This is a genomic window from Candidatus Hydrogenedentota bacterium, from assembly GCA_013359265.1.
Classification (GTDB): domain Bacteria; phylum Hydrogenedentota; class Hydrogenedentia; order Hydrogenedentales; family SLHB01; genus JABWCD01.
Window position 1 is genome coordinate 1 of the sequence record JABWCD010000026.1, and the last position, 22297, is coordinate 22297.

Genomic DNA, 22297 nt, shown 5'->3' on the forward strand with positions numbered 1-22297 from the left:
CGAATGGAAGCAAGGCGAAACGGATACGGACCCAACAAGGAAGACCGCCACGCCGGTCAAGGTTGATTTACCTTCTCATGGAAGCACGAGCACGACGAATCGTGCGAATTTCGAACTCATGTGACTGGAGCAGGTTAAGAAAGGTCGGAGCGGGTGTGTCCTTTCGGATACCAAGAAGCCAGAATAATTCAATCTCAGATTTGAAATCTCAAATTTCAGAGCAACACGAGCAGGATGTCTTAAAGGTCTATTTTCGGGACAGCACGGGCACGAGGATTCAGCTACGTAGTATCTCGAATTGCTCTGGTGTTGTGAATCCCAATTCGTTTGAAGGGTTGAACGCGCATAGAGGTTGTGCGGGAGTTCGAATGCTCGATTACGATTACGATTACGAGCACGAGCACGAGCACGAGCACGAGCACGAGCACGACGAATCGTGCGAATTTCAAATTCATGGGAGTGGAGCAGGTTGCGAAAGGTCGTAGCGGGTATGCCCTTTCGGATACCAAGAAGTCATGAGAATTCAATTTCAGATTTGAAATCTCAAATTTCAAAGCAATACGAGCAGGATATCTTAGAGGTCTATTTTCGGAACAGTACGGGCACGAAAATTCAGCTACGTACTATCTCGAATTGCTTTAGCCGTCGCTGCGCAGGCCGAGGCTGAGATAGATATGTTTCGTTGCGTCCGACTTGTTCAGCGTGTAGAAATGTATGCCGCGTACGCCGTGATCGAGCAGGTCGCGGCATTGTTCTGTCGCCCAATGAACGCCGACGCGCTTGACGGCGTCCGCGCTGTCGCCGGCGCGCCGCAGGGAGCGCAGTAGCGGCGCCGGGAACCGCGCGCCAGCGGCGAGTTCCGCCATGCGTTTGAGCCCGCTCACGGACGTGACCGGCATGATTCCGGCAATGATCGGCACGTTGATACCGGCCAACTCGCAGCGCTCGCGAAAGTCGTAGAAGTCGCGGTTGTCGAAGAAGAGCTGTGTGACGATGTAATTCGCCCCGGCATCCACTTTCGCTTTGAGGTGGTCCATTTCGAGCAGGCGGTTCGGCGTTGTGGGGTGGCCTTCGGGGAATCCCGCGACGCCGATTCCGAACCCGCGCTTGTCCGCATGCGCGCCGGAATCGTTGAACGCGCGAATGAACCGCACGAGGTCCGCGGCGTGGCGAAACGCGTCCCGAGAACGATCGTAGTTTTCCATCCCGCGCGGCGGATCGCCGCCCAGCGCGAGGATGTTGCTCACGCCCTCCTGTGCATAGCGCGCGACGATTTCGCGAATCTCGCCTTCGCTGTGGCATACGCAGGTGAGGTGCGGAATCGGATCGAGCGACGTCGAGCCGTGAATGCGCACGACAAGATCGTGCGTCAACTCGCGCGTCGACCCGCCCGCGCCGTAGGTGACGGACACGAACGACGGTTGCAGCGCCTCGAACTCCGCAATGTTCGTGAACAGTTCGTCCGCGCCCTGTTCGGTCTTGGGAGGAAAGAACTCGAACGAGAAGGTTGTGGAATTTGTGGCGAGTATGTCTTGAATGTGCATGGCTGACTCAGCCAAAGAGCTTACGCAAGTTGCCTGTTGACTGCCAGCAACCGCCGGTTGTTTTGGGTCCCGATTGGCCCCTGCATCCCATAGGTCTTCCTACTCGCATGGCTTGTATCAGACGAGTATGAACTAACCCAACCGGATACCCTTAAACTGCCGCACATGGTCCCGAATCGCCGTCTCGACAGGGAGGCGTTCCATGCTGGACGCGCCGTAGAATCCGTGGACGCCTTTTGTACGCTTCAATACGTAGGCGGCGTCTTCGGGTGAGGCAATTGGTCCTCCGTGGCACAGTACAAGCACGGACGACTTAACCCCGTGCGCGGCGTCCGCGATGTCCTGTACACGCCGTACCGAGTCGTCGAGCGTCAGTGCCGTATTCGCGCCGATGGAGCCTTTCGTCGTCAGGCCCATGTGCGCGACCACGATGTCGGCGCCGGCCTCGGCCATTTTCTCGGCGTCTCGCGGACCGAAGCAATACGGCGTTGTGAGCAGATCGAGTTGGTGCGCGGTGGCGATCATCTTCACTTCGAGGTCGTAGCTCATCCCGGTCTCTTCGAGGTTCTGGCGGAACACGCCGTCAATGAGGCCGACCGTCGGAAAGTTCTGCACACCCGCAAATCCGATGTCTTTTACGGCGCGCAGGAAGTGTCCCATTTGTCGAAACGGGTCCGTGCCGCACACGCCCGCGAGCACGGGCGTGTGTTTCACGATGGTCAGTACTTCGCCGGCCATGTCCATCACGATTGCATTCGCGTCGCCGTAGGGCATTAGACCGGCGAGCGAGCCGCGGCCGGCCATGCGGTACCGGCCGGAATTGTAAATGACGATAAGGTCCGCGCCGCCTTCTTCCTCGAACTTTGCACTGATGCCGGTGCCCGCCCCTGCGCCGATGACCGGCACGCCCGCGCCGACAATGTTGTGCAGTTTTCTGAGTATCTCCACCCGCGTGTTGCGTAGCATGACGTCCCCCTCTCTTCCCGCGTCATCGTATTCGATTCCCAACGCGTGAATCACGCTTCGCGATTCGCTTCAGGAAGGGCCGGGCGTCGTTTCGTGCGGGTAACGGCGGGAGTGGTAGAATTCACCCGACAAGGCAGTGAATCGGCATGAAAGTAACCATCAAACCGGTCGAATCCCGCGACGAATTGCGCAGAGCGCTGGATCTGATGTCCGCGGCGCACATTGTCAACGGGGACCTCGCGACGAAACATTGGCTCGAGGAATGTTCGTGGCGGTATCCCGCGTTCCGGCCGGAGCACACGCGCGTGGCGGTCCGCAAGGGCGAAGTGCTCGGCGCGCTACACCTCACGACGGATACGGTGCGCATCGGCGAAGCGCGCTTGAAGATGGGCGGACTTGGCTGGGTCGCAACGTCCGAGCGCCACCGCAAGCGCGGCATCGGCCGCAAGCTGATTGAAGAGACGATGGCGTACATGCGGGAGCACGGGTACCACGTCTCGATGCTGTTTGGCATTCCGAACTTCTATCACCGGTTTGGCTACGTCTCCGCGCTGGTGGATTACACGATACTCATGGACACGTCCGAGGCGCGCACCTTCGAGAACCCGTTCAAGGCGCACCTCGCCACGCCGGGCGAGATCCCGCTGATTCAGAAGATGCACAGCGCGAACGACTCGAATTCGGTTTGTTCGATGGTCCGTACCGCGGCACACCTGCACAACAAATGGGGCCGATGGAACAAGTGGCGTTTGTTGAAGGACGATCAGGGAAAGGCCGTCGCGTATTTGTACGCGATCGTCGAACGCGGCATGTTGTATGTGACGGAGGCCGGTGTCAGCGAACCGGGAGTCTGCGCGGCGGTGGTACGCGAAGCGGCGCGCATCGCGCACGCGGAGGAAATCGCGCACATTCGGTTTTGCGTTCCGCCGGCGCACCCGCTCGCGAGGTTCCTCTCGCAATTCAATTCGACTCACGAGGCGCGCATCGATCACGACGCCGGCGGCATGATGGCGTTCATCAATGTAGCCGAAACATTGGAATCGATGGTCCCGGAATGGGACAGTCTGCTTTCGAAGAGCGTTGCGCGCGAATTGCGGACCGAGTTCACGCTGGTTCTAGCCAAATCGGCATACCGCGTGCGCGCGAACCGTGGCGCGATCGACGTGTCCACCACGCCGGGCGCGTGCAAGATTGGCCTCAAGAACGGCGACCTGATGCACCTTGTCACGGGATATCGCCACCCGGGCGACGTCCTTGACGAACGACGGTGCATCATGACAGCCGACGCGCGGACCCTTTTCCACACAATCTTCCCCAAGCGCAACCCGTACGTCTGGCGGTTTGACCGATTCTGATTTTGTCCGCTCAGACCGAATCGGATAGTGGATTGCGAATTCGAGATAGATGCCATGAACAATTAGGAATCCTTGTTTCCAAGTGCAATGACTGGCCAAAGCCACTGCGACGTGATGGCCGAAAATATGGAAGAATTGAACCGGCCGCGCGAGATCGTGTGCCGCTGGCGGGGTCGTTGTGATTCAATGTGGTTCCGGCGCGGCGGGCACAAATGTCAACGATGACCGTGCGCGCGCCGTTAGTACGATGGTGCTTGGGGCCTGGCAGGAGAAGTCGATGTTTCGTAAGTCGTTACGCATCAGCGTAATAACTCTGCTCATTGCCCCGGTCTGTTTCGCTGGAACGCTCCGCGTCGGGGTGCCCCAGGTCGAGGGGAATCAGGTTGTTCTCCCCGTCGTACTCGAAGGCGATACCGGCGGGGGCGTGGCTGCACTGGACTTCACGCTCAACTACGATCCCGCAGTCTTCACGCCTGTCAGCGCCGAGGCCAGCGACGTCGCTCAGGCTGCGCGCAAGCAGGTCGAGTCGAACGAAGTCAGCCCTGGCAACTATGTGGTCATGTTGTTCGGGATGAACCAGACGACGGTGTCAAACGGCGAAATCGCGTCGATAACGCTTACGAAGAAGGCGCATCCGGACTCGAACCAGAGCAATGTGACCATCGAACAGACCACGTTCGCGTCGGTCGAGGGCCAGGAGATCGATTCTCAGGGGAGCAGCCAGACGGTGATCTTCCCGCCCCCGCCTGCCAACGATGACGAGGGCGAAACGCCGCCGCCGTCTGACGAGACTCCGCCCCCCGCGGAACCGGACAATGAAGAGCCGATTCCGACGCCGACGCCGCCGGTTTCGACGCCGGATGCTCCGACGACACCAGTACCGGGTGTGCCCGTGGGGTCGCCAAGCGAGCCCAATCGGCCGGAAACCGAATCGCCGCGCGTGACGCCGATGGTCGTTGCTTCGGCCTCGCGCGAGCCGGGACGGTTGGACGGCGCATCGGTCGATGGGGTGGCGCGAATGAATCGCGCCGCGCAGCAGTTGGAGAATTCGCGCGCGGCGTTGAGCGGTTCGGCACGTATTGCGAACCGCGCCGCGCTCCGCGACGGCGCTGAAGAATTCGACGACTCGGATGAGGCTGCATCCGAAACGCCGGCGACGACTAATGCTCCGGAAGCGAGCGCGGTCGAGCGGCCGATGATCGCCGCGGCACCCGCCGGCGCCCCGTCGGCCGTCGGCCCCGGCGAGGTACCGGCATTGCCCGTTACGCAGGAGGCCGCGGATGCGTCTGGCATACCCCCGTCGTCGCGCCGATTGTTGATGATCGTGGGATCGGTAATCGTCGTTTCTCTGGTGGTGTACCGCTTCGCGCGGCGGTCCGCGCAGTAATCGCCGCGGGTCGTTTCAGTAGAGCAATACGCCTTCGAGCCGCAGCAGTTCGCGCTTCCACTCCAGCCCCGCCGCAAACCCGTGCAACGATCCGTCCGCGCCGATGAATCGATGGCAGGGGACGAGGATAGCGATTGGGTTTTGCCCGAGGGCGTGGCCGACTGCGCGCGCCGCGGACTTCGGTTTGTCGAGGCGCAGCGCGAGATCGCCGTAGGTGGCCGACGTACCCCATGTGACTCGGCGCGCCGCTTCCCATACTTCGCGCTGGAACGCGGTGGCGGCGTCGAAGTCCAGCGGCACACCCGCGAAGGATTCGTTCATGCCCGCGAAGTAGCGCTCGAGGGCGGCGTTCAGTTCCCACACGCGCGCGTCGTTCGCCGCGGAGTGCAGCACGCTGCGCCGTTCCGCGCCGCCGTTCGTGTGTGGCAGCATGAGACGGTACAGGCCCTTCGCGCTGAACCAACCGTAGATGGGTCCACGCGCATGGTCATATCGGATGCTTGCCGGAACGTCCATGGTGCAGCAGTGCGGTCCTGGTATTGAGCGATAATTTGCGCGAACTGCTCGCGGCGATCACTCGAGATCGAATTGTTTCTTCAAAAACGCGACGAGTTCGAGATACGTTGGCGACTCGCCCTGGGGTTGCCCCTGATAATCGTCCGCGTGGCGGACAACGCACTCGATGCCGAGCGAATCCATCTGCTCTTTGAGCGCGTAGCCGAACTTGATGTGGTGGATTCCCCACCCCGGTTTGTCGAGGCCATCGGCCTGTTTACCGAACCCGTCGTAATAGACGCGCAATCCCGTGTTGGGTCCGGGCTTCAAGGGTTGCTTGGGCTCGGAGTAGAACATCATTACCGGGGGGTCGTCTTTGGTCAAATGGTTGATTGCAGCGGCCTGCTCGTATAGCGCGTACGCTCGCGGCGTGTCGAGTTCCTCCAATTTCAATCCGTAGAACGTCGGCAACGCGGGATGTTCGTAGGCGCGGCCCCCGACCACGTCGCGCACCCAGCGCGGATCGTAGGAACTCTGCGCGCCGTATACGCACGCGGCGGACACGCGCGTGGATTGGCGCAGGACGAAGTCGTCGCTGTCCGGAGCGGCCATGTCGTCGTGAAACGCGATCCACAGCGACATGCCTGCGCCGGCGGAACTGCCGCTGAGCGCGACACGCTCGGGGTCGATGTGAAGTTGGCGCGAGTACGCGCGCAGGAATTGCACGACGCGCGCGCCGTCGAGCATAGGGCCGGGGAACGGCTCCTGCGTGGAGTAGCGGTAGTTCGCGGTACACACCGAAATGCCGGCGCCGAGACACTGCTGCAGGAGGTCGTTGTGCAAGGTCCACTTGTCGCCTCCGACGAAGCCGCCGCCGTGCAGAAAGATCAGCACGGGCGCGGGCGCTTTTGTTTTCGCCTGCCAGAGGTCTAGTACGTTGCGCTCGTGCGGGCCGTAGGGCAGATTGTGGTAGTCGGGGCGCGGTTTGGTTTCCGAGGGGAGTTTTGCCGTTTCGGGCGCGGCCTTTGGAAGTGGCGGATGGGTCGCGCAGCCGAACGCGAACGCGGCAAGCAGCACACACATGGAATACGCACGAAACGTCATAGTGTTGACTCCGTTATTGCAGCGCGCATCTACTGTAGCGGACAGACGGCGGCCCCGCAACGTGTGGCGCGCTCGAATTCTCGTGTTCACAAGCAGGAAGCGATGATGGACTGTTGTTCCAATACGCCGGCACGGCCCTCGATGGAACCGCCGCAGCCCGCAATCGACCCGGTCTGCGGGATGTCCGTGGACCGGAAAACCGCCAGGGGGCATTCGGACCACGCAGGCGTCGAATATTACTTTTGCAGCGTGGGATGCAAGACAAAATTTGACGCAAATCCGGAACAATACGTATCGAAATCGCCGCGCGTAGACCACAGCGTAAAGGTGGTCGATCCGGTTTGCGGGATGTCGGTCAATCCCGAGAAGGCGAAATACTCGCATGAGCACCTCGGGCAAACGCATTACTTCTGCTCGGAGTCGTGCAAGACGAAGTTTGCCGCGAACCCGAACGGATATCTGTTCAGCGTGCCACACGCACCTGCGGCCGCTAAAACCGATGGGAGCGACAGGCGAGTCTACATTTGTCCGATGGACCCGGAGGTACGGCAGATCGGGCCTGGGTCGTGTCCGAAGTGCGGGATGGCACTCGAGCCGGAGGAGATTTCGGCGGAAGAGCCGCCGAATCCCGAGTTGGACGACATGCGCCGGCGCTTTTGGATTTGCGCCGTACTCACGCTGCCACTCTTCTTTTTGAGCATGGGCGAAATGATTCCCGGTTCGCCTCTGACTGCGATACCGGCGCGGGTGATGGGCTGGATACAATGCGTCCTCGCGGCACCTGTCGTATTGTGGGGTGGCTTCCCGTTTTTCCAGCGCGGTTGGGTATCCATCGTATCGCGGCATTTCAATATGTTCACGCTGATCGCGCTGGGCACGGGCGTGTCGTTCGGGTTCAGCGTCGTGTCGCTACTCCTCCCCAATCTGATTCCGCACGAGATGCGCGGGCACGGCCACGCCGCGCCGCTGTACTTCGAGGCGGCGGCGGTGATCGTCACGCTGGTACTGATGGGTCAAGTGCTCGAACTGCGAGCGCGCGCGAAGACGTCCAACGCCATTCGCTCGCTGCTTTCGCTGGCGCCGAAGACCGCGCGCCGCGTCGATACAAACGGGAATGAGAGCGACGTGCCGCTCGATCAGGTCGCCGTGGGCGACGTATTGCGCGTGCGGCCCGGCGAACGCGTGCCGGTGGATGGCGCGGTGATCGACGGGCGCAGCGCGATTGACGAGTCAATGATTACGGGAGAACCGATTCCGGTCGAGAAAGAGGCGAACGATCTTGTGACCGGCGGTACGGTAAACGGCACCGGCAGCTTTACCATGCGCGCGCAGAAGGTCGGCTCCGATACGTTGCTCGCGCATATTGTGCGCATGGTGGGGGAGGCACAGCGCAGCCGCGCGCCGATTCAGCGTCTGGCGGATACGGTCTCGGGTTATTTCGTGCCTGCGGTGGTGCTCGTCGCAATGGCGGCGTTCGCTGCATGGATGATATTCGGGCCGGAGCCGAGGCTGGCGTACGCGATGGTCAGCGCAGTGTCCGTTCTGATCATTGCGTGTCCGTGCGCGTTGGGTCTCGCAACGCCGATGTCGATCATGGTTGGCGTGGGGCGCGGCGCGTCGGCGGGCGTGCTCATTCGCAATGCGGAAGCGTTGGAGACGTTTGAGCGGGTGGACACCATCGTGGTGGACAAGACGGGAACGCTCACGGAAGGAAAGCCGAAAGTAGTCGATGTGCGCATAGAGCCAAGCTTTGACAAGCGCGACGTCATTGCGACGGCCGCGGCGCTCGAGCGAAACAGCGAACATCCGCTGGCGCGCGCGATTCTGGACTTCGCGCGGGATGCGGCCGATGGCGAGCCTGGGAGTGTTGACGCGTTTTCGTACGAGCCGGGGCAGGGCGTGACCGGCACGCTCGCGGGCAAGCGCGTGGCTCTGGGCAACGATCGGTTGATGGAGACGCTACAAATCAATTTGGGCAGCGTTGCCAACGCCGTTGATGAAATGCGCGGCGTCGGACAAACTGCCGTGTTTGTTGCTGTAGGTGGCAAGGTCGCCGGCGTATTGGGAATTGCCGATCCGATCAAGAACACGACGAAACACGCGCTCGAAGAACTCGAGAAGGCGGGTGTCCGCGTAGTGATGGTCACCGGCGACAACCGCCGCACGGCCGATGCGGTGGCGAAGCAGTTGGGCATCGCCGATGTCGAGGCTGGTGTGTTGCCACAGGCGAAAGGCGATATCGTCAAGAGACTGCAATCCGGCGGGCGAACCGTCGCGATGGCGGGGGATGGCGTGAATGACGCGCCCGCGCTCGCGCTGGCGCATGTAGGCATCGCGATGGGTACGGGCACGGACGTGGCGATCGAGTCCGCGGGCGTGACGCTGGTGAAAGGAGACCTGCGCGGGATCGTGCGCGCGCGTCATCTGAGCCGCGCGGTGATGCGGAACATCCGGCAGAACCTGTTTCTTGCGTTCGCGTACAATGCGGCGTGTGTGCCGATTGCCGCGGGGGTCTTGTATCCATTCACGGGAATGACTCTTAGCCCCATGATCGCGGCGGCGGCGATGAGCCTGAGCAGCGTGTCGGTCATATCGAATGCGCTGCGGCTGAGGTCGATTGATCTATAATCCCGTGCTCGTGCTTCTGCTCGTCATTGCACTCGGCGCTCGAACGTTCGACGAACGATTACGATGACGAAGCAGGAGCACGAGCACGTTTAGAATACGGAAGGTTCATATGCACTTTAAGACACTCTCGATTCATGCTGGGCAAAAGCCAGACGCCACCTACGGCGCGGTGATGACGCCGATTTACCAGACGTCAACGTACGCGTTTCGCGGGGCGAACGAGCCGCCGCCGTTCGATTATTCGCGCAGCGGCAATCCCACGCGGAAGGCGCTCGAGGACTGCATTGCCGCCCTGGAAGGTGGCAGCCATGGGTACGTCTTTGGCACGGGGATGGCGGCGGAGACAACCTTCTTCGCGATGTACGGCGCGGGCGATCATATAATCGTTCATGACGATCTGTACGGCGGGACGTACCGCTTGTTGACGCGCGTAATCGCGCAGAAGGGCGTGGCGATCGATTTCGTGAATCTGCGCGATCTCGCTGCGTTGCAGGGCGCGATTCGACCGGAAACGAAATGCGTCTGGCTTGAAACTCCGACAAATCCGCTGATGAACCTGCTCGATTTGAAGGCGATCGCGGGCATCGCGAAATCGCGCGGCATTGTGACCGCGTGCGACAACACGTTCTGCTCACCGTACTTTCAGCGGCCGCTGGAATTCGGCATTGACGTCGTTATGCATTCGACCACGAAGTACCTGAACGGGCACTCGGACGTGGTGGGGGGCGCGCTGGTCACGGACAACGAGAATCTCGCCAAGCAGATATATTTTTTGCAGAACGCGATGGGCACATGCGCGGGGCCGATGGATTGTTTTCTCGTGCTGCGCGGGATCAAGACGCTCGCGCTGCGCATGGAAGAGCACAACCGCAGCGCGCTCGAGATTGCGCGCTGGCTCGAAGCGCACCCGAAGGTCGAAGTCGTGTTGCACCCCGGCCTCGAATCACACCCGCAACATGCGCTCGCCAAGAAACAGATGACGGGCTACGGGGGTACGTTTTCGTTCAACGTTAAAGGCGACCGCGACGAGGCGTTTCGATTGGTGAGTAACACGAAGCTGTTCACGCTCGCTATTTCGCTCGGCGGCGTCGAGTCGCTGATCGAACATCCTTGGACCATGACGCATTCGTCCATGCCGGAAAACGCGCGCGCGGCGTCGGGCATTACGCAGAACCTTGTGCGCGTGTCCGTCGGTCTCGAAGACGTGAACGACCTAATCGCCGATTTCGAACAGGCTTTCTCACACGTTTGATCCCGCAGTTTGGAAGTGCGGCGGCGGGCAGTCCGCTGCGGGGAGCCGCTCTGGCCTTTTTAGGAGGACGCAGATGTGGCTCGGACGGAGCCTCGCCCCACCCGCCTCACCTGGCCCAACTACCCCACCCGGCCCACCTACTCCACCCAGCCCACCTACCCCACCCGCCCCACCCGGCCCACCTACCCCACCCGCTTGCATCAGGTCTTGTGCTTCGTTAGAAAGGCGGCAAGCTTTTCGCCGAGCTTCGTCACGTCTGCCTGCTTCTTCGTATCGACCAGGGCGCCATCTGCGTTGAACGCATTCATTGCCTGCGGAACCGCGACCTGATCCGGCAGCACGATCATGCTGATGTTATTGAGCAGCATGCGCACGACGACGAGTCCGCGCAGACCGCCGAGAGCGCCGGGGGACGCGCTCATGATGCAGACGGCCTTGCCCGCGAAACATTGGAGCGGCGTTTCGCCTTCCTCCTTGCGCGAGGCCCAGTCGATCGTGTTTTTCAGAACGGCGGTGATTGAGCTGTTGTACTCGGGGCAGGACAGGAGCCAGCCGTCGTGCGTGAGCATGAGGTCCTTGATCTTGCGGCCGTTTGCGGGCATGCCTTCCGCCTTCTCCAAGTCCTCGTCGAACACGGGTAGCGGATAGTCGCGCAGGTCGAGATGGGTGACCTGGGCGCCCGCGGCTTCGGCGCCTTTTGCGGCGATCTTCACGAGCCTCTTGTTGTACGACTCCGCGCGGAGGCTTCCTGCGAAGGCGAGAATCCTGGGAGCGGGCACGGGATTCCGTTTCCTTTCTGATGCGAGCAATGAGCGCTATGGGACCTATGGGACGAACAGGTCTTATAGACCGCAGACTGCATCGCCCCTCGCTACCTCAATTCGCACTGGTGCACAAAACAGGTCAACCTTGACAATTATTTCTCCCCGACGCTTTTTGCGGACGTTGGCCAGTTTGACACTGCCACGCGGCATAATTCCAAATAGTGCAACTCGTGAAGGGGTCTTATGCCGGAACAACTTGTCGTCGTGGAGCCGCTTGAGCGTGACATTGTTGCCATCACGCTTAACCGGCCGGAAAAACGAAATGCGCTCAACATTCCGCTGTTGGACGCGCTGTGCAAGGCGATCGAGGACGCGCATATGCGGCAGGCGCGTGTAATCGTGCTGCGCGGCGCGGGGCCGGTGTTCTGCGCGGGACTGGACCTTGCCGAGGCGGCGGACCCGACAAATGCGCAAGCGTCCGCCCAGTCGATCGCGCAGGCGCTCGAATCCGTGATGCAGTCGCGCGCGGTGACGATTGCGGCGGTGCACGGCGCGGCGGTTGCCGGCGGCGCGGGGCTCATGAGCGCGTGCGACATCGTCGTCGCCGAGGAAGACGCGAGAATCGGATACCCGGAAGTACGGCGCGGATTGGTCGCGGGGCTTGTCATGACGGTCCTGCGCCGCCAACTCCGCGAACGCGATGCGCGCGAACTGTTATTGCTCGGCGAGCTTGTCGATGCGCATCGAGCGAAGGACGTCGGCCTCGTCAATCGGGTCGTGCCGCGGGGGAACGCTTTCGATACGGCACTGAATCTTGCCGGCGTAATCCTCAAAGGCGCGCCGGGCGCGCTTGCGCACTCGAAGCAAATGCTCAACGATTTGTGGCCCAAGCCGCTCGAAAACGATCTCGCCTGGGCGCTGAATCAACACAAGGCGGTCCGGGCCGGGCGTGAAGCCCGCGAGGGCATTGCGGCGTTCAACGAAAAGCGCAAACCAAATTGGGACACTACCCCGGAGTGATTCCAACGGCGTGCAAGCGGAGGCAATTCCGCGCGTGAACCTTGAGCGACCGGGAAAGTCCGCCGCGGATTCATGGTTGAACGCCGGGCGTTCGGCGTTCGGGCCGAAGGGCGCTAACGCACGCGTCCATCGCGGCGAGGACGAGCAACGAGACCATCGTGAGCGGGAACGCGAGCGATACCAGCGCAGTGATTGCGAACACAAGGCGCGCCTCGCGGCGGTCCGCGAGTGGCGGCGTTGCGAGTCCGCCGCGTTCCGGGCGGCGTTTCCACCACATGACGATGCCGGTTGCGGCAAGGGCCCACACGGAAACGCACGCCGCGAGCAGCAGCAAGCGGTTCGCAGTACCGAGAAGGTTGCCTTGGTGCCACGCGTAGCCGTATTCGCGAATTTTTGAAGCCGCGCCGTACGCACTGAATGCGATGTCCTCGATCACCGCGCCGGAATAGCGGTCGATGTGGACGACGCGCTGCCCGGCGGGGTCGTCCGGAATGAGGTTCATTATGGTGTACACGCCTTGCGGCGTGGATGGAATCGAAACACCGTAGCCTGGGGGAAATTCCTTCTCCTCGGCGATTGCGACCACGCGGTCCAATCCGATGTCCACGGCGCGCGCGTCACCTGTCGATTGCGGCCGATCATTGCGGACCATCGGCGGAATCCCCTGTCCCGTGGCATCGATCAATCGTTGCGAAATTTCGCCCCAGACGCGGGACCAGGGTAGGCCCGTGACGGCTTGCAGACAGAGTACGCCGCCCGCGGCGATGCCGATCACGCGGTGCACGTCGCGCCAGAACGTGCGTTGGACGGGGCGGCCGCGAACGCTCAGCGCGGTGCGCCACGCGCTACGGGGCCACCAGAGGTACGCGCCGGTAACGAATAAGACGACGGTCCAGCCCGCGACGCATTCGACGAGCCGGTTGGCGAACCCGCCGAAGATTTCCAGTGCGTGAATCCGCTTGATCGTATCCATGATGCGCGCGTCGCTCTTGATCTCTCCGAGCGCCGCGCCGGTATACGGATTGACGTAGACGTTGCGAATCTTATTGCGGTCGTACAGGAGCGAGAAGGCGGCGGATCGATTGGGTGCGGCGGGCGGAAAATAGGTTATGAGCTGTTCCTCTTCTCCAATCGTGATGGCATCGCGCAGGGCCGACGCGCTCTTCATTGCGGTATTTGGGGGCTCGACAAAATAATCGTCGCGGTACAGTATCTCCTCGATCTGCGTGTCGAAGAGGTAAATCGCGCCCGTTCCCGACAGCGTAAGCAGAACCGGCATGGAGAAGAGGCCGGCATAGAAATGCCAGCGCCAGACGGCCTTGTAGAGCGAACCGGAACTCACGGATGCGGTGCCGCGCGGTCGAAGCGCGGCGGCGGAGTCTGGCACATGGCGAGCAAGGCTCCCTATTGTTGCCGGGACGATTTCGCGGCGGCGTGGCGAGCCTCCGGGTCAATCTCGGCGATGACGGTGACGTTGCCGTCGGGCGCGAGCTTTCGGACGCGTGGCAGCCAATCTTCGCGCTTGTCCGTCTTGATGTAATCGTATTCGAGCACGTAAACGGTAGTCCCGGCGACAACGACGCCTTGCGGCGACCAGCCGTCGGTGGCGCGCAACGCGACGGACACCGTCCCGTCCGGCGCGATCTTGAGCAACGCACTGCACGCGGCCGCCGCAACGTAAACGGAACCGTCATCGGCGACAGCGATTCCGTATAGTCCCGGCTCGACGTGCGATTCGGTCACTGCGGGCGGGTGCTCGCAATCGGGGACCTTCACGTTATCGGCCGCGGTGGAAACCTTGCCGTCCGGCGCGACTTTTCGTACGGCGTGTTTTTCCGTGTAATAGATCGAGCCGTCAGGGCCGGCGGCCATACCCCACACCCACTCTGCTGCGACTTCCTCGCCGGTGTAGCTTTTCTCCTTTGCGGGCGGCAGTTCCGCGAACAATTGCGCCTTCTCGCCGGGCGGCATTCGCATGAGCTTTACTCTGCCTTTTCCCCTGACCTGCGGGTAGTAGAATGCGCCGTCCGTGCCGACCGTTATCGGATAGCTCGTGCCGACAAGCAGGCCCGGCCCTCGTGCGGCAACGGTTACGTCGTCGCGCTCGAGATGGGAGAAGTGCTTTTGTGCGAAAGCGCCTTGGGGATCGATTGCGAGAAAGTGTCCGCGCGCTTGACTCGGTGAGGAGACGGCCCCGTCCGAGGTCACCTTCCAGATGCCGTGGCCGGTGTCCGAGAAGTAGACATCGCCGGACGCATCGGCGACGATGCCGGAGCCCGGGTGCGCGAAGGCAAGCAGGCAGGAGGCATTCAGGCACAAGCCAACGAACGCGACCGGAATCGTTCGGTTCAGCATGGGGCACCTCGCGCATTGTTTTTTGTCGAGCACCATTCTATCGGCGCGGGCAATACGATGAATAGTTGTTTATTTGTACATTTATAAAGATAATAATTGTATTATGGACTGACGGGAACGGACGAGTGGGCCGATGGCACGAGAACTACTCTCCCTGTCGACGGATCAAGTCGCGGCATTTGTCGAGCTGGCGCGGCAAGGCAGCCTGCGCGGCGCGAGCGAGGTGTTGCACATCACCGAACAAGGCGTGCGGAACCGGCTCATTGCGCTCGAAGCGCGGTTGAAGGTCGAGTTATACCGAAAGAGCCAGGGGATTCGCCGCGCGTCACCGCTGACGCAACAGGGACGGCAGTTTCTTCCCCACGCGGCCGCGTTTCTGGAGCGCGCGCGCGACCTGACGGAGGTATTCGGGGCGGCGGAGGAAACGCGGGACGTGCACGTCGCGGCGAGCCAGTACCTGATCCGCTATGTATTGATCGACGCGGTGCGGCGGTTTCATGCGCGTTACCCGCACATTCGCATACGTTTGAGCACGCACGCGGAGCGCACGATCGAGTCTGTCCTGTTAAGCGACCCCGAGGTAGCGATAGGATTCGCGGCGCCGTACGAGTCGTTGCCGGAACTGTCGTATCAGCACATGTTCTCGATGAATTGGAGCCTTGTCACGCCGCCGCGGCATCGCTTGCTCTCATTGAAACGCGTGCGGCTTCGAGACTTGGTTGGAGAGCCATTCATTTTGTTCGAGCGCGGATCGACGGGGCGGCAACACATTTTGGACGCGTTCAACGAGCGGGAACTGGCGCCCCGTATCGCGATGGAAACGACGACGACCGATATCGTGGTGCGCATGGTCGAGGCGGGGCTGGGAATCGCCATCGTGCCGCTGTTGCCGAGCGGGGTTGTCACGCGCGGTCAAAAGATTGCGGTGCGCGAACTGGCCGATCCCATTCGTCCGATTCACTCGGGCATTCTCACGCGGCGCGGAGAGCGGTTGTCCGAATCGGCGCAGGCGTTCATCGGATTTGTGCGGGGGAGCGTGGTGTAAGGCGTTGGAGGAGCGCGTCGGGCAGATCGGGTCCCGCGGCCAGGAACGGGACCCAAAGGACCCAAAGGACCCACAGGACCAAAAGGACCAATAGGACCAAAAGGACCGAGAGGACCAAAAGGACCAAAAGGACCGAGAGGACCAAAAGGACCAAAAGGACCGAGAGGACCCAAGGATCGCAACGATTGCTGGGCAGGGGACGGTTCCCGAGTCGGGGGCGACGGGGCAAGAGTCTAACGCAATGCGAATGAATCGGAGCCCGAATCAATGACAAATGGACGCGCGCTGGTTACGGCACTCTTTCTATTCCATGTTGTCGCCTATGGACAGAACCTGGACAACGGTACCGTTTCCCTGCGGTTCGATGCGCGGAACGGGGCGCTCGTATCCCTGCGCGATGTGGCGACAGGGTACGACCTGGTCGAATCGAATACAGCGGCGCTGTGGGAAATCGGTTTCATGGAAGCGGGCAGTCAGCCGTTGCGCGCGACGGATGCGACGCAGTTTGGGTTTGCTGAGCATCCGGGGAGTTCGCCGTCGATTGAGTTGACGTGGGGCGGTTTCGCGGACAGTGGGCTGGCCGTAACGGCACACGTTTCGGCACCGAGCGGATCGAGCATTACGGAATGGCGCATTCGCGTAGACGCCGACGAGAGCCGGCCGATCGATCGCGTTCATTTTCCGCGGATCGCGCAGGTACGCTCACGCGAGCGCGAATATGTCGCAGTGCCGATCTGGATGGGCGAGCAAACATCGCGCATGCGCCAACAGCTCAACGGCGCGGATGGCGAGGCGCGGCGGAGGGAGTGGGAGTATCCGGGAATCTTCTCGATGCAGTTTCTCGCGGTGTACGGCGGCGAGGTGCCGGGGCTTTACTTCGCAACAAACGATACGGACACGCAACGCAAGAAGTTTGCGTTGTTCGGCGACGGTAAATCGGGCCTCGGAGTGGAAGCCGTGCACCTGCCCGAAGCGGACGCCGCCCAGCGCGGGTTCGAGTCGAACTACGACTGCCTTGTCGGTCCTTTCTCGGGCGACTGGTTTTCGGCTGCGGAACGGTATCGTGCGTGGGGCGGCGCACAGGCGTGGGCGCGCGAAAGCCGGCTGAAGTCCGGCGCGGTCCCATCGTGGGTGAACGACACGGGGATTTGGGTTTGGAACCGGGGCCGCTCGCCGGGCGTGCTGGGTCCTGCCGCGGCGCTGCAATCGGCGGCAAACTTGCCGGTCAGCGTGTTTTGGCATTGGTGGCATGGTTGCGCGTACGACACGGGATTTCCCGAGTACCTGCCACCGCGCGAAGGTTCTGACGCGTTTCGCGAAGCGGTTGCATCCGCGCACCAGAATGATCTGCACGCGATTGTGTATATGAACCAACGGCTCTGGGGCATGCGCACGGAGAGTTGGACGCGCGAAGGCGCGGAGCGGTTCAGCGTGAAGGACGCGAACGGCAAACCGCACGTCGAGGTCTACAACATTTTCACGAAAGCGCCGTGCGCGCCGATGTGCATGGGGACGCTGTTTTGGCGCGACACGTACGCAGGCCTTGCGCAGCGCGCGATTCTCGAACTCGGTGTAGACGGCATCTATATGGATCAGGCGTGTGCGAGCTTGTCGTGCTACGACGCGTCGCACGGTCATGCGCCGGGCGGCGGCCGGTTTTGGATGGACGGATTTCGAGCGCTCACGGCGGACATTCGGTCGCGTTGCGCCGAGGCACTGTCCGTTACGTTGGCGGGCGAAGGGTGTGGAGAGGCGTGGCTGCCGCATCTCGATCTGATGTTGAGTCTTCAGGTGAGTCGTGAGCGCTACGCGGCGCCGGGAGAATGGGAGCCTGTGCCGCTGTTTCAGGCCGTGTACCACGATTCCGCGATTCAATTCGGGAACTATTCCTCGCTGACGCACCCGCCGTACGACGATCTGTGGCCAGCGGAGTTTGCGCCGAAGGCGCCGCTGAGACTACTCGATCGGAAGTTTGCTCATCAGTTCCGGTTGGAGCATGCGCGGTCGTTTCTGTGGGGACAGCAGATCACGCTGGCGAATTTTACGGAAGAACAACTGACCGAACGCGCGGACGAGATCGCGTTCATAGTGCGGCTTGCGCGAGCGCGCCGCGCCGCGCGCGATTTCCTGCAAGACGGCGTGATGCTGCGCGCGCCTGTGTTCGACGCGCCCACGGAGCGGATTCCGGTGTCGCGTCTCTCGATTTATGCGGGGCAGCAGGAGCACGTGAAGGAATACGAGATGGAGACGCCGGTTGTTATGGGGTCGGCCTGGAAGGCTCCGGACGGGCGCATCGGAGTGTTCCTGGTAAATACCGCCAGCCGCCGGATGTCGACTGCGATTTCCGCAACGCAATACATTCAGGGGCCTGGATCGTTCTCCATCCGGAGCGAGGAAGGCATCGTACGAAGTGGCCGCGTAGACGAAGACATGGTGGTACGGCTTGATATGCAACCGGAGTCGGTGTGGCTTGTTGAATTCGACGGTGGAACCGGGCCCACCGGGAAGGCCATGCGCCGAATCCCATAATTGCCTCGCCAGGCTTGTAGGCCAAAGCTGACTTTTCAATACCCTGTTTTGGTGGTAGCATGCACCATTGGTGACTCGAGGTGGCTGATGGGAGGAATTCCTATGAAGCATGCGAGGCCGGTGTCCAAGAAACCGAATCCCGAGAAAGCGCAGAGTTCGTTCGTCTGCGGCGAGTTTACGCTGACCGGCAAGATCAAATGCGTGCCGGCCGGCAGTTGGAAAGCAAGGTTTATCGAGGACATTCCCGTCCCATAACCGGTGGATACTTGGACGAGAGTTATCTCGAGTTTCCAGGTGGGTGGATTAGAATTCGACCGGAGATGGACTTTGCAGGGCGAGGGCGAAATGGGCCTTCGCCTTTTGCCTTTATATGCGTTCGCCGGGAGTTTGCGCGGGTCGCTCCAACCGCTCGACCTCGACTTCCGCGTCTTCGACCTCGTGCCGCAATTCGGCCAGGCTTAGCCCCTCTATGAAGAGCGCGTAGGCGCCGAGGCACGTGATGGGAATCATGTTGGAGATGTGCGCCACGATCGCGAGCGCAACGCAGTCCGGCAGGGGCGCGTTCGGAATCGCCATGAGCATGCCGACGACGATGGGGATGTGAAACTGTCCGACCATTCCGGGAACACCGGGCGCGCTCACGGAGAATGCCAACAAGATTTGGACGATGAAAGCGGCGTACCACGGGTAATCCAGACCGAAGGCTTCGAAGAATAGAACGTACGAGAGCAGGAAGCACGACCACGTCGCCAAACTGAAGGTGACGGACTTCGTCAGGTCGCCAACGTTGCGGAAGACGTGAAGTCCGTCCGCGAACTGTTCGATAAGGTGGCAGGTGAACGCGGCGAGCTTCCTTGAGACGAGTCCGACGACAGCGTTCGTGATGCGCAACATCAACTTCTGATTCAGATAAATGAGCACAAGCGAACCGAGAACAACCGCGAGAAACAGCGCGGACCCTTCGCCGCCCGTAACGACGATGGACTTGGAGATGGTGATGGGTTCGGCGATGCCAAAGGTACCTTTCGGTAACACGATGTCGTGGTCCGGCCGGAAGGCGACGACGCCAACGAGCATGACGACGATTAGACCAATGAGGTCGTTTACGCGGTCGAGCGTGTTGACCGCCATTGCTTTGGCGAAGGTCATGCGGGTCAGCCGGCTGAGGACGAGTGGGCGTACGAGTTCGCCGAGGCGCATGCCAATGGTGAAGTTAACGAGAAAGGCGAGCTGGGTCGAGCTGAACATGGCGCGGAACGTCGCGGGATGGACGGCGCGCACGACGTAGCTCCAGCGCTGGATGCGCAACCAGAAACTTGCCCAGATCGGCGCTTGCGCGAGGAGCATCCAGCCCCAATGCATTTTGCCGAGCGAGCCGCGCAAATCCTGAAACGACACGCCGCGCAGCAGCAGCCATGCCAGGAACCCCGCTACCACGACGCCGATTAGTATCTGCAACGCACGCTTCAAACGACAATTCCAGGGCTTGTTACGAATTGCCGCAGTATAGCATGCGCCATTGATGACTTGACAGGGTCGGCTGCGCCGCGTGCCGTGTACGAATCCGTCCGACTTGGGCATAGTCTTGTGCGCCGCTGACGCGGCAGAACGACGCACACGGAAACCGAGTTTCAGAATCGAAGAGTGATACAATTCGCCCGTCGAGGCAGAAGATGCGGTATCGTTGGGGTCGTGGATTCTGGGAGGGGCTTTCGGAATGCTTCGATTTGGGACGTGCTATCACCCTGAGCAGTGGACAGCGGAGCAGGCTGCCGACCATATCAAGCTGATGGTCAAAGCGCGCATGAACGTTGTACGCATGGGCGAGGCGTGCTGGTGCAAGTTCGAGCCGGAGCAGGGACGGTTCCGGTTCGAGTGGCTCGATCCGATCATTGCGACGCTGCATAAGGAAGGCATCTCGACGGTGCTGTGCACGCCTACGGCTATCGCGCCCATGTGGGTGTACAACCGTCACCCGGGCGTCGTCCGCGTGGATGCGCGCGGCCACAAGGCGCCGACGACAGCGGCACACGCGTGCTGCGTGAACGCGCCCGAGTTTCAGATGCTCACCGACGCGGTCGCGCAGAGCCTTGCGCGGCATTACGCGAAGATTGACGGCGTCATCGCATGGCAGATTGACAATGCGCTGGGCAGCGGGGGATCGGCGCGGTGTTATTGCGAGCATTGCGAGAAGGCGTTCCGCCAGTGGGTGTTGGCGAAGTACCAATCGACGGACAAGCTGAACGAGGCGTGGCTCTCGGCGAGCGGCGGCATGGAAGTCCGGCAGTGGAACGAAGTCACGCTGCCGCGCAGCGAACGCGGGCGTACAAATGCGGGACAATGGATCGATTTTGCGCGGTTCTGCTCGGACTCGCTCATCGGCCACTACAAACGCCAGGCGGATATTCTTAAAGCGAATTGTCCAAGTCATGAGATCACGTGCAACGCCGTCCCGCGCGCGGGCCATTTGCGCCTGCACAAGCTTTCCGATCATGTGACCGTCGCGGGGCGCGTCAGCACGCCGGATCGCACGGATGGATTGATTGCATCGTACGGGCACGACATTGCGCGCTCGATGACAGGCGCGTTTTGGGTGATGGAGCAGTCGTGCAGCGCGAGGCAGGATCGGCCCGGTGTTGTGAGCGAAACGCTTGACCCGGCGGAACTGCGGCGGTGGTGCTGGCAGGCGGCCGCGGCCGGCGCAAGCGGCGTTTACATTTATCCGTTTCGCGCGCCGTTGGGAGGCGACGACAATCTTCGTCCGGGTGTGCTCGACTGGGATGGCAAGCCCCGGCGGCGCTACAAGGAAGTGCTGCGCACCGGCGACGAGTTTGCGAAGGTCGGCCGGGAACTCGAGGGTGTGGCCATCGAGGCGAAAGTCGCGCTGATGCGCAGTTTTGACTCGCGGTGGAGCAGCGAATCCCAGCCGGGCTTGCCGGGGTTTCACCACGATGACCACTGCTTCGACCTGTATCGCGCGGTGAAGCGCAAGGGCCACGTCTGCGACACGATCGATCCGGACGCGGAGATCAAAAAATACTCGGTAGTCATCGCGCCGTGTTTGACGGTTGTGGACGACGCGCTTGTCGCGCGGCTCGAGAAGTACGTCAAGGAAGGCGGTACGCTCATCCTGACGCCGCAGTCCGGTTCGCGCGAAACGACCAATGCGATGACGACGATCCCGAGGCCGGGCCTGTTCGCGGCACTCGCGGGCGCGACGATCGAAGAGATTATCGTGGCTCCCGGCGACGCGCCGCAGACGCTGAACTTCGCGCGGGGCGCGCTCATCGCGCAGACCTGCAAGGTGCGGAGTTGGTTTGAAGTGATCGAACCGATCGGGGCGGAACCGATCGCGGAGTATCTCGATGGCCGGCTCAAGGGCAAACCCGCAATTGTGCGACGCGGAGTCGGCAACGGCCAAGTGATTTATATCGGCGTGTATCTTCCGCGCGAGACCCTCGAACTGTTCATTGGGGAGCACTTGCCCGATTTTCCCATGAAGGAAATTCCGGATGGCGTGGAAGTAGTCCAGCACAAGGGCGAAAAGGGGCGTATTGTGTTTGTGCTCAATCACACCGGCGAGCGGCAGCACCTGAAATTGCCGGGCACCTTCCCGGACCTCATCACCGGCGAAACGGTCGGCCCGAGCGTAACCATCAGCGCCAACGGGATTCTCGTATTGAAAGCATAAGAGCCTCTAACATTAATGCCGAAACCCCTTCAGGGTACATTCCCTAATGCGGGTGGTTGGTACCCAGGGTAGTCCCGCCTACGTCGAAGCGACTTCGGCGGGCCAACCCTGGGCTGCGCGCCGAAACCCCTTCGGGGTAAACGCAAAGACGTCATTATTGTT

Annotated in this window: 17 protein-coding genes; 9 read left to right on the forward strand and 8 right to left on the reverse strand. The window is 61.5% G+C overall.

Annotated elements, in window-relative coordinates; all coding sequences use genetic code 11:
• Positions 1 to 638: 638 nt before the first annotated feature.
• Together metF and HUU46_19980 are read right to left on the reverse strand one after the other, a co-directional pair.
• The gene (gene metF, locus HUU46_19975; protein ID NUM55924.1) at positions 639 to 1544 is read right to left on the reverse strand and encodes a methylenetetrahydrofolate reductase [NAD(P)H]; all 906 of its coding nucleotides are present in this window, start codon (positions 1542 to 1544) and stop codon (positions 639 to 641) included.
• 132 nt (positions 1545 to 1676) lie between these two features.
• The gene (locus tag HUU46_19980) at positions 1677 to 2510 is read right to left on the reverse strand and encodes a phosphoenolpyruvate hydrolase family protein (protein ID NUM55925.1); all 834 of its coding nucleotides are present in this window, start codon (positions 2508 to 2510) and stop codon (positions 1677 to 1679) included.
• Between the two features lie 146 nt (positions 2511 to 2656).
• Between HUU46_19980 and HUU46_19985 the strand changes: the two genes are divergently transcribed.
• Both HUU46_19985 and HUU46_19990 read left to right on the forward strand, forming a co-directional pair.
• A complete protein-coding gene (locus HUU46_19985; protein NUM55926.1) occupies positions 2657 to 3865 on the forward strand; it encodes a GNAT family N-acetyltransferase in 1209 nt (402 codons plus the stop codon).
• A gap of 277 nt (positions 3866 to 4142) precedes the next feature.
• Positions 4143 to 5252 (forward strand): hypothetical protein, encoded by a 1110-nt coding sequence (locus HUU46_19990; protein ID NUM55927.1) that lies wholly within the window; start codon positions 4143 to 4145, stop codon positions 5250 to 5252.
• Between the two features lie 15 nt (positions 5253 to 5267).
• On the opposite strand, the gene HUU46_19995 is transcribed toward HUU46_19990, so the two are convergent.
• A complete protein-coding gene (locus tag HUU46_19995; GenBank protein ID NUM55928.1) occupies positions 5268 to 5768 on the reverse strand; it encodes a methylated-DNA--[protein]-cysteine S-methyltransferase in 501 nt (166 codons plus the stop codon).
• Between the two features lie 57 nt (positions 5769 to 5825).
• The gene (locus HUU46_20000; protein NUM55929.1) at positions 5826 to 6851 is read right to left on the reverse strand and encodes an alpha/beta hydrolase; all 1026 of its coding nucleotides are present in this window, start codon (positions 6849 to 6851) and stop codon (positions 5826 to 5828) included.
• A 102-nt stretch (positions 6852 to 6953) separates the two neighbouring features.
• On the opposite strand from HUU46_20000, the gene HUU46_20005 reads away from it, so the two are divergent.
• Positions 6954 to 9479, forward strand: coding sequence for a heavy metal translocating P-type ATPase (locus HUU46_20005; protein NUM55930.1), 2526 nt, complete (start codon positions 6954 to 6956; stop codon positions 9477 to 9479).
• 109 nt (positions 9480 to 9588) lie between these two features.
• Positions 9589 to 10731: a PLP-dependent transferase gene (locus tag HUU46_20010; GenBank protein NUM55931.1), complete on the forward strand. Its 1143-nt coding sequence runs from the start codon at positions 9589 to 9591 to the stop codon at positions 10729 to 10731.
• Between the two features lie 200 nt (positions 10732 to 10931).
• On the opposite strand, the gene HUU46_20015 is transcribed toward HUU46_20010, so the two are convergent.
• Positions 10932 to 11510: an NAD(P)H-dependent oxidoreductase gene (locus HUU46_20015; protein NUM55932.1), complete on the reverse strand. Its 579-nt coding sequence runs from the start codon at positions 11508 to 11510 to the stop codon at positions 10932 to 10934.
• Positions 11511 to 11738: 228 nt separating this feature from the next.
• Between HUU46_20015 and HUU46_20020 the strand changes: the two genes are divergently transcribed.
• Positions 11739 to 12515: an enoyl-CoA hydratase/isomerase family protein gene (locus tag HUU46_20020; GenBank protein ID NUM55933.1), complete on the forward strand. Its 777-nt coding sequence runs from the start codon at positions 11739 to 11741 to the stop codon at positions 12513 to 12515.
• A gap of 70 nt (positions 12516 to 12585) precedes the next feature.
• On the opposite strand, the gene HUU46_20025 is transcribed toward HUU46_20020, so the two are convergent.
• Both HUU46_20025 and HUU46_20030 read right to left on the reverse strand, forming a co-directional pair.
• On the reverse strand, positions 12586 to 13902 hold the full coding sequence (locus HUU46_20025; GenBank protein ID NUM55934.1) for a PepSY domain-containing protein: 1317 nt from the start codon (positions 13900 to 13902) through the stop codon (positions 12586 to 12588).
• A gap of 17 nt (positions 13903 to 13919) precedes the next feature.
• A complete protein-coding gene (locus HUU46_20030) occupies positions 13920 to 14870 on the reverse strand; it encodes a hypothetical protein (GenBank protein ID NUM55935.1) in 951 nt (316 codons plus the stop codon).
• Between the two features lie 133 nt (positions 14871 to 15003).
• Between HUU46_20030 and HUU46_20035 the strand changes: the two genes are divergently transcribed.
• The 3 genes from HUU46_20035 to HUU46_20045 all read left to right on the forward strand — a co-directional run bounded on the left by HUU46_20035 (position 15004) and on the right by HUU46_20045 (position 18699).
• The gene (locus tag HUU46_20035) at positions 15004 to 15915 is read left to right on the forward strand and encodes a LysR family transcriptional regulator (protein NUM55936.1); all 912 of its coding nucleotides are present in this window, start codon (positions 15004 to 15006) and stop codon (positions 15913 to 15915) included.
• A 267-nt stretch (positions 15916 to 16182) separates the two neighbouring features.
• Positions 16183 to 18444, forward strand: a complete 2262-nt coding sequence (locus HUU46_20040) for a hypothetical protein (protein NUM55937.1) — start codon at positions 16183 to 16185, stop codon at positions 18442 to 18444.
• Between the two features lie 102 nt (positions 18445 to 18546).
• Positions 18547 to 18699: a hypothetical protein gene (locus HUU46_20045; GenBank protein NUM55938.1), complete on the forward strand. Its 153-nt coding sequence runs from the start codon at positions 18547 to 18549 to the stop codon at positions 18697 to 18699.
• Between the two features lie 111 nt (positions 18700 to 18810).
• On the opposite strand, the gene HUU46_20050 is transcribed toward HUU46_20045, so the two are convergent.
• Positions 18811 to 19914, reverse strand: coding sequence for a flippase-like domain-containing protein (locus HUU46_20050; GenBank protein NUM55939.1), 1104 nt, complete (start codon positions 19912 to 19914; stop codon positions 18811 to 18813).
• A gap of 247 nt (positions 19915 to 20161) precedes the next feature.
• Between HUU46_20050 and HUU46_20055 the strand changes: the two genes are divergently transcribed.
• On the forward strand, positions 20162 to 22135 hold the full coding sequence (locus HUU46_20055) for a beta-galactosidase (protein NUM55940.1): 1974 nt from the start codon (positions 20162 to 20164) through the stop codon (positions 22133 to 22135).
• Positions 22136 to 22297 lie beyond the last annotated feature (162 nt).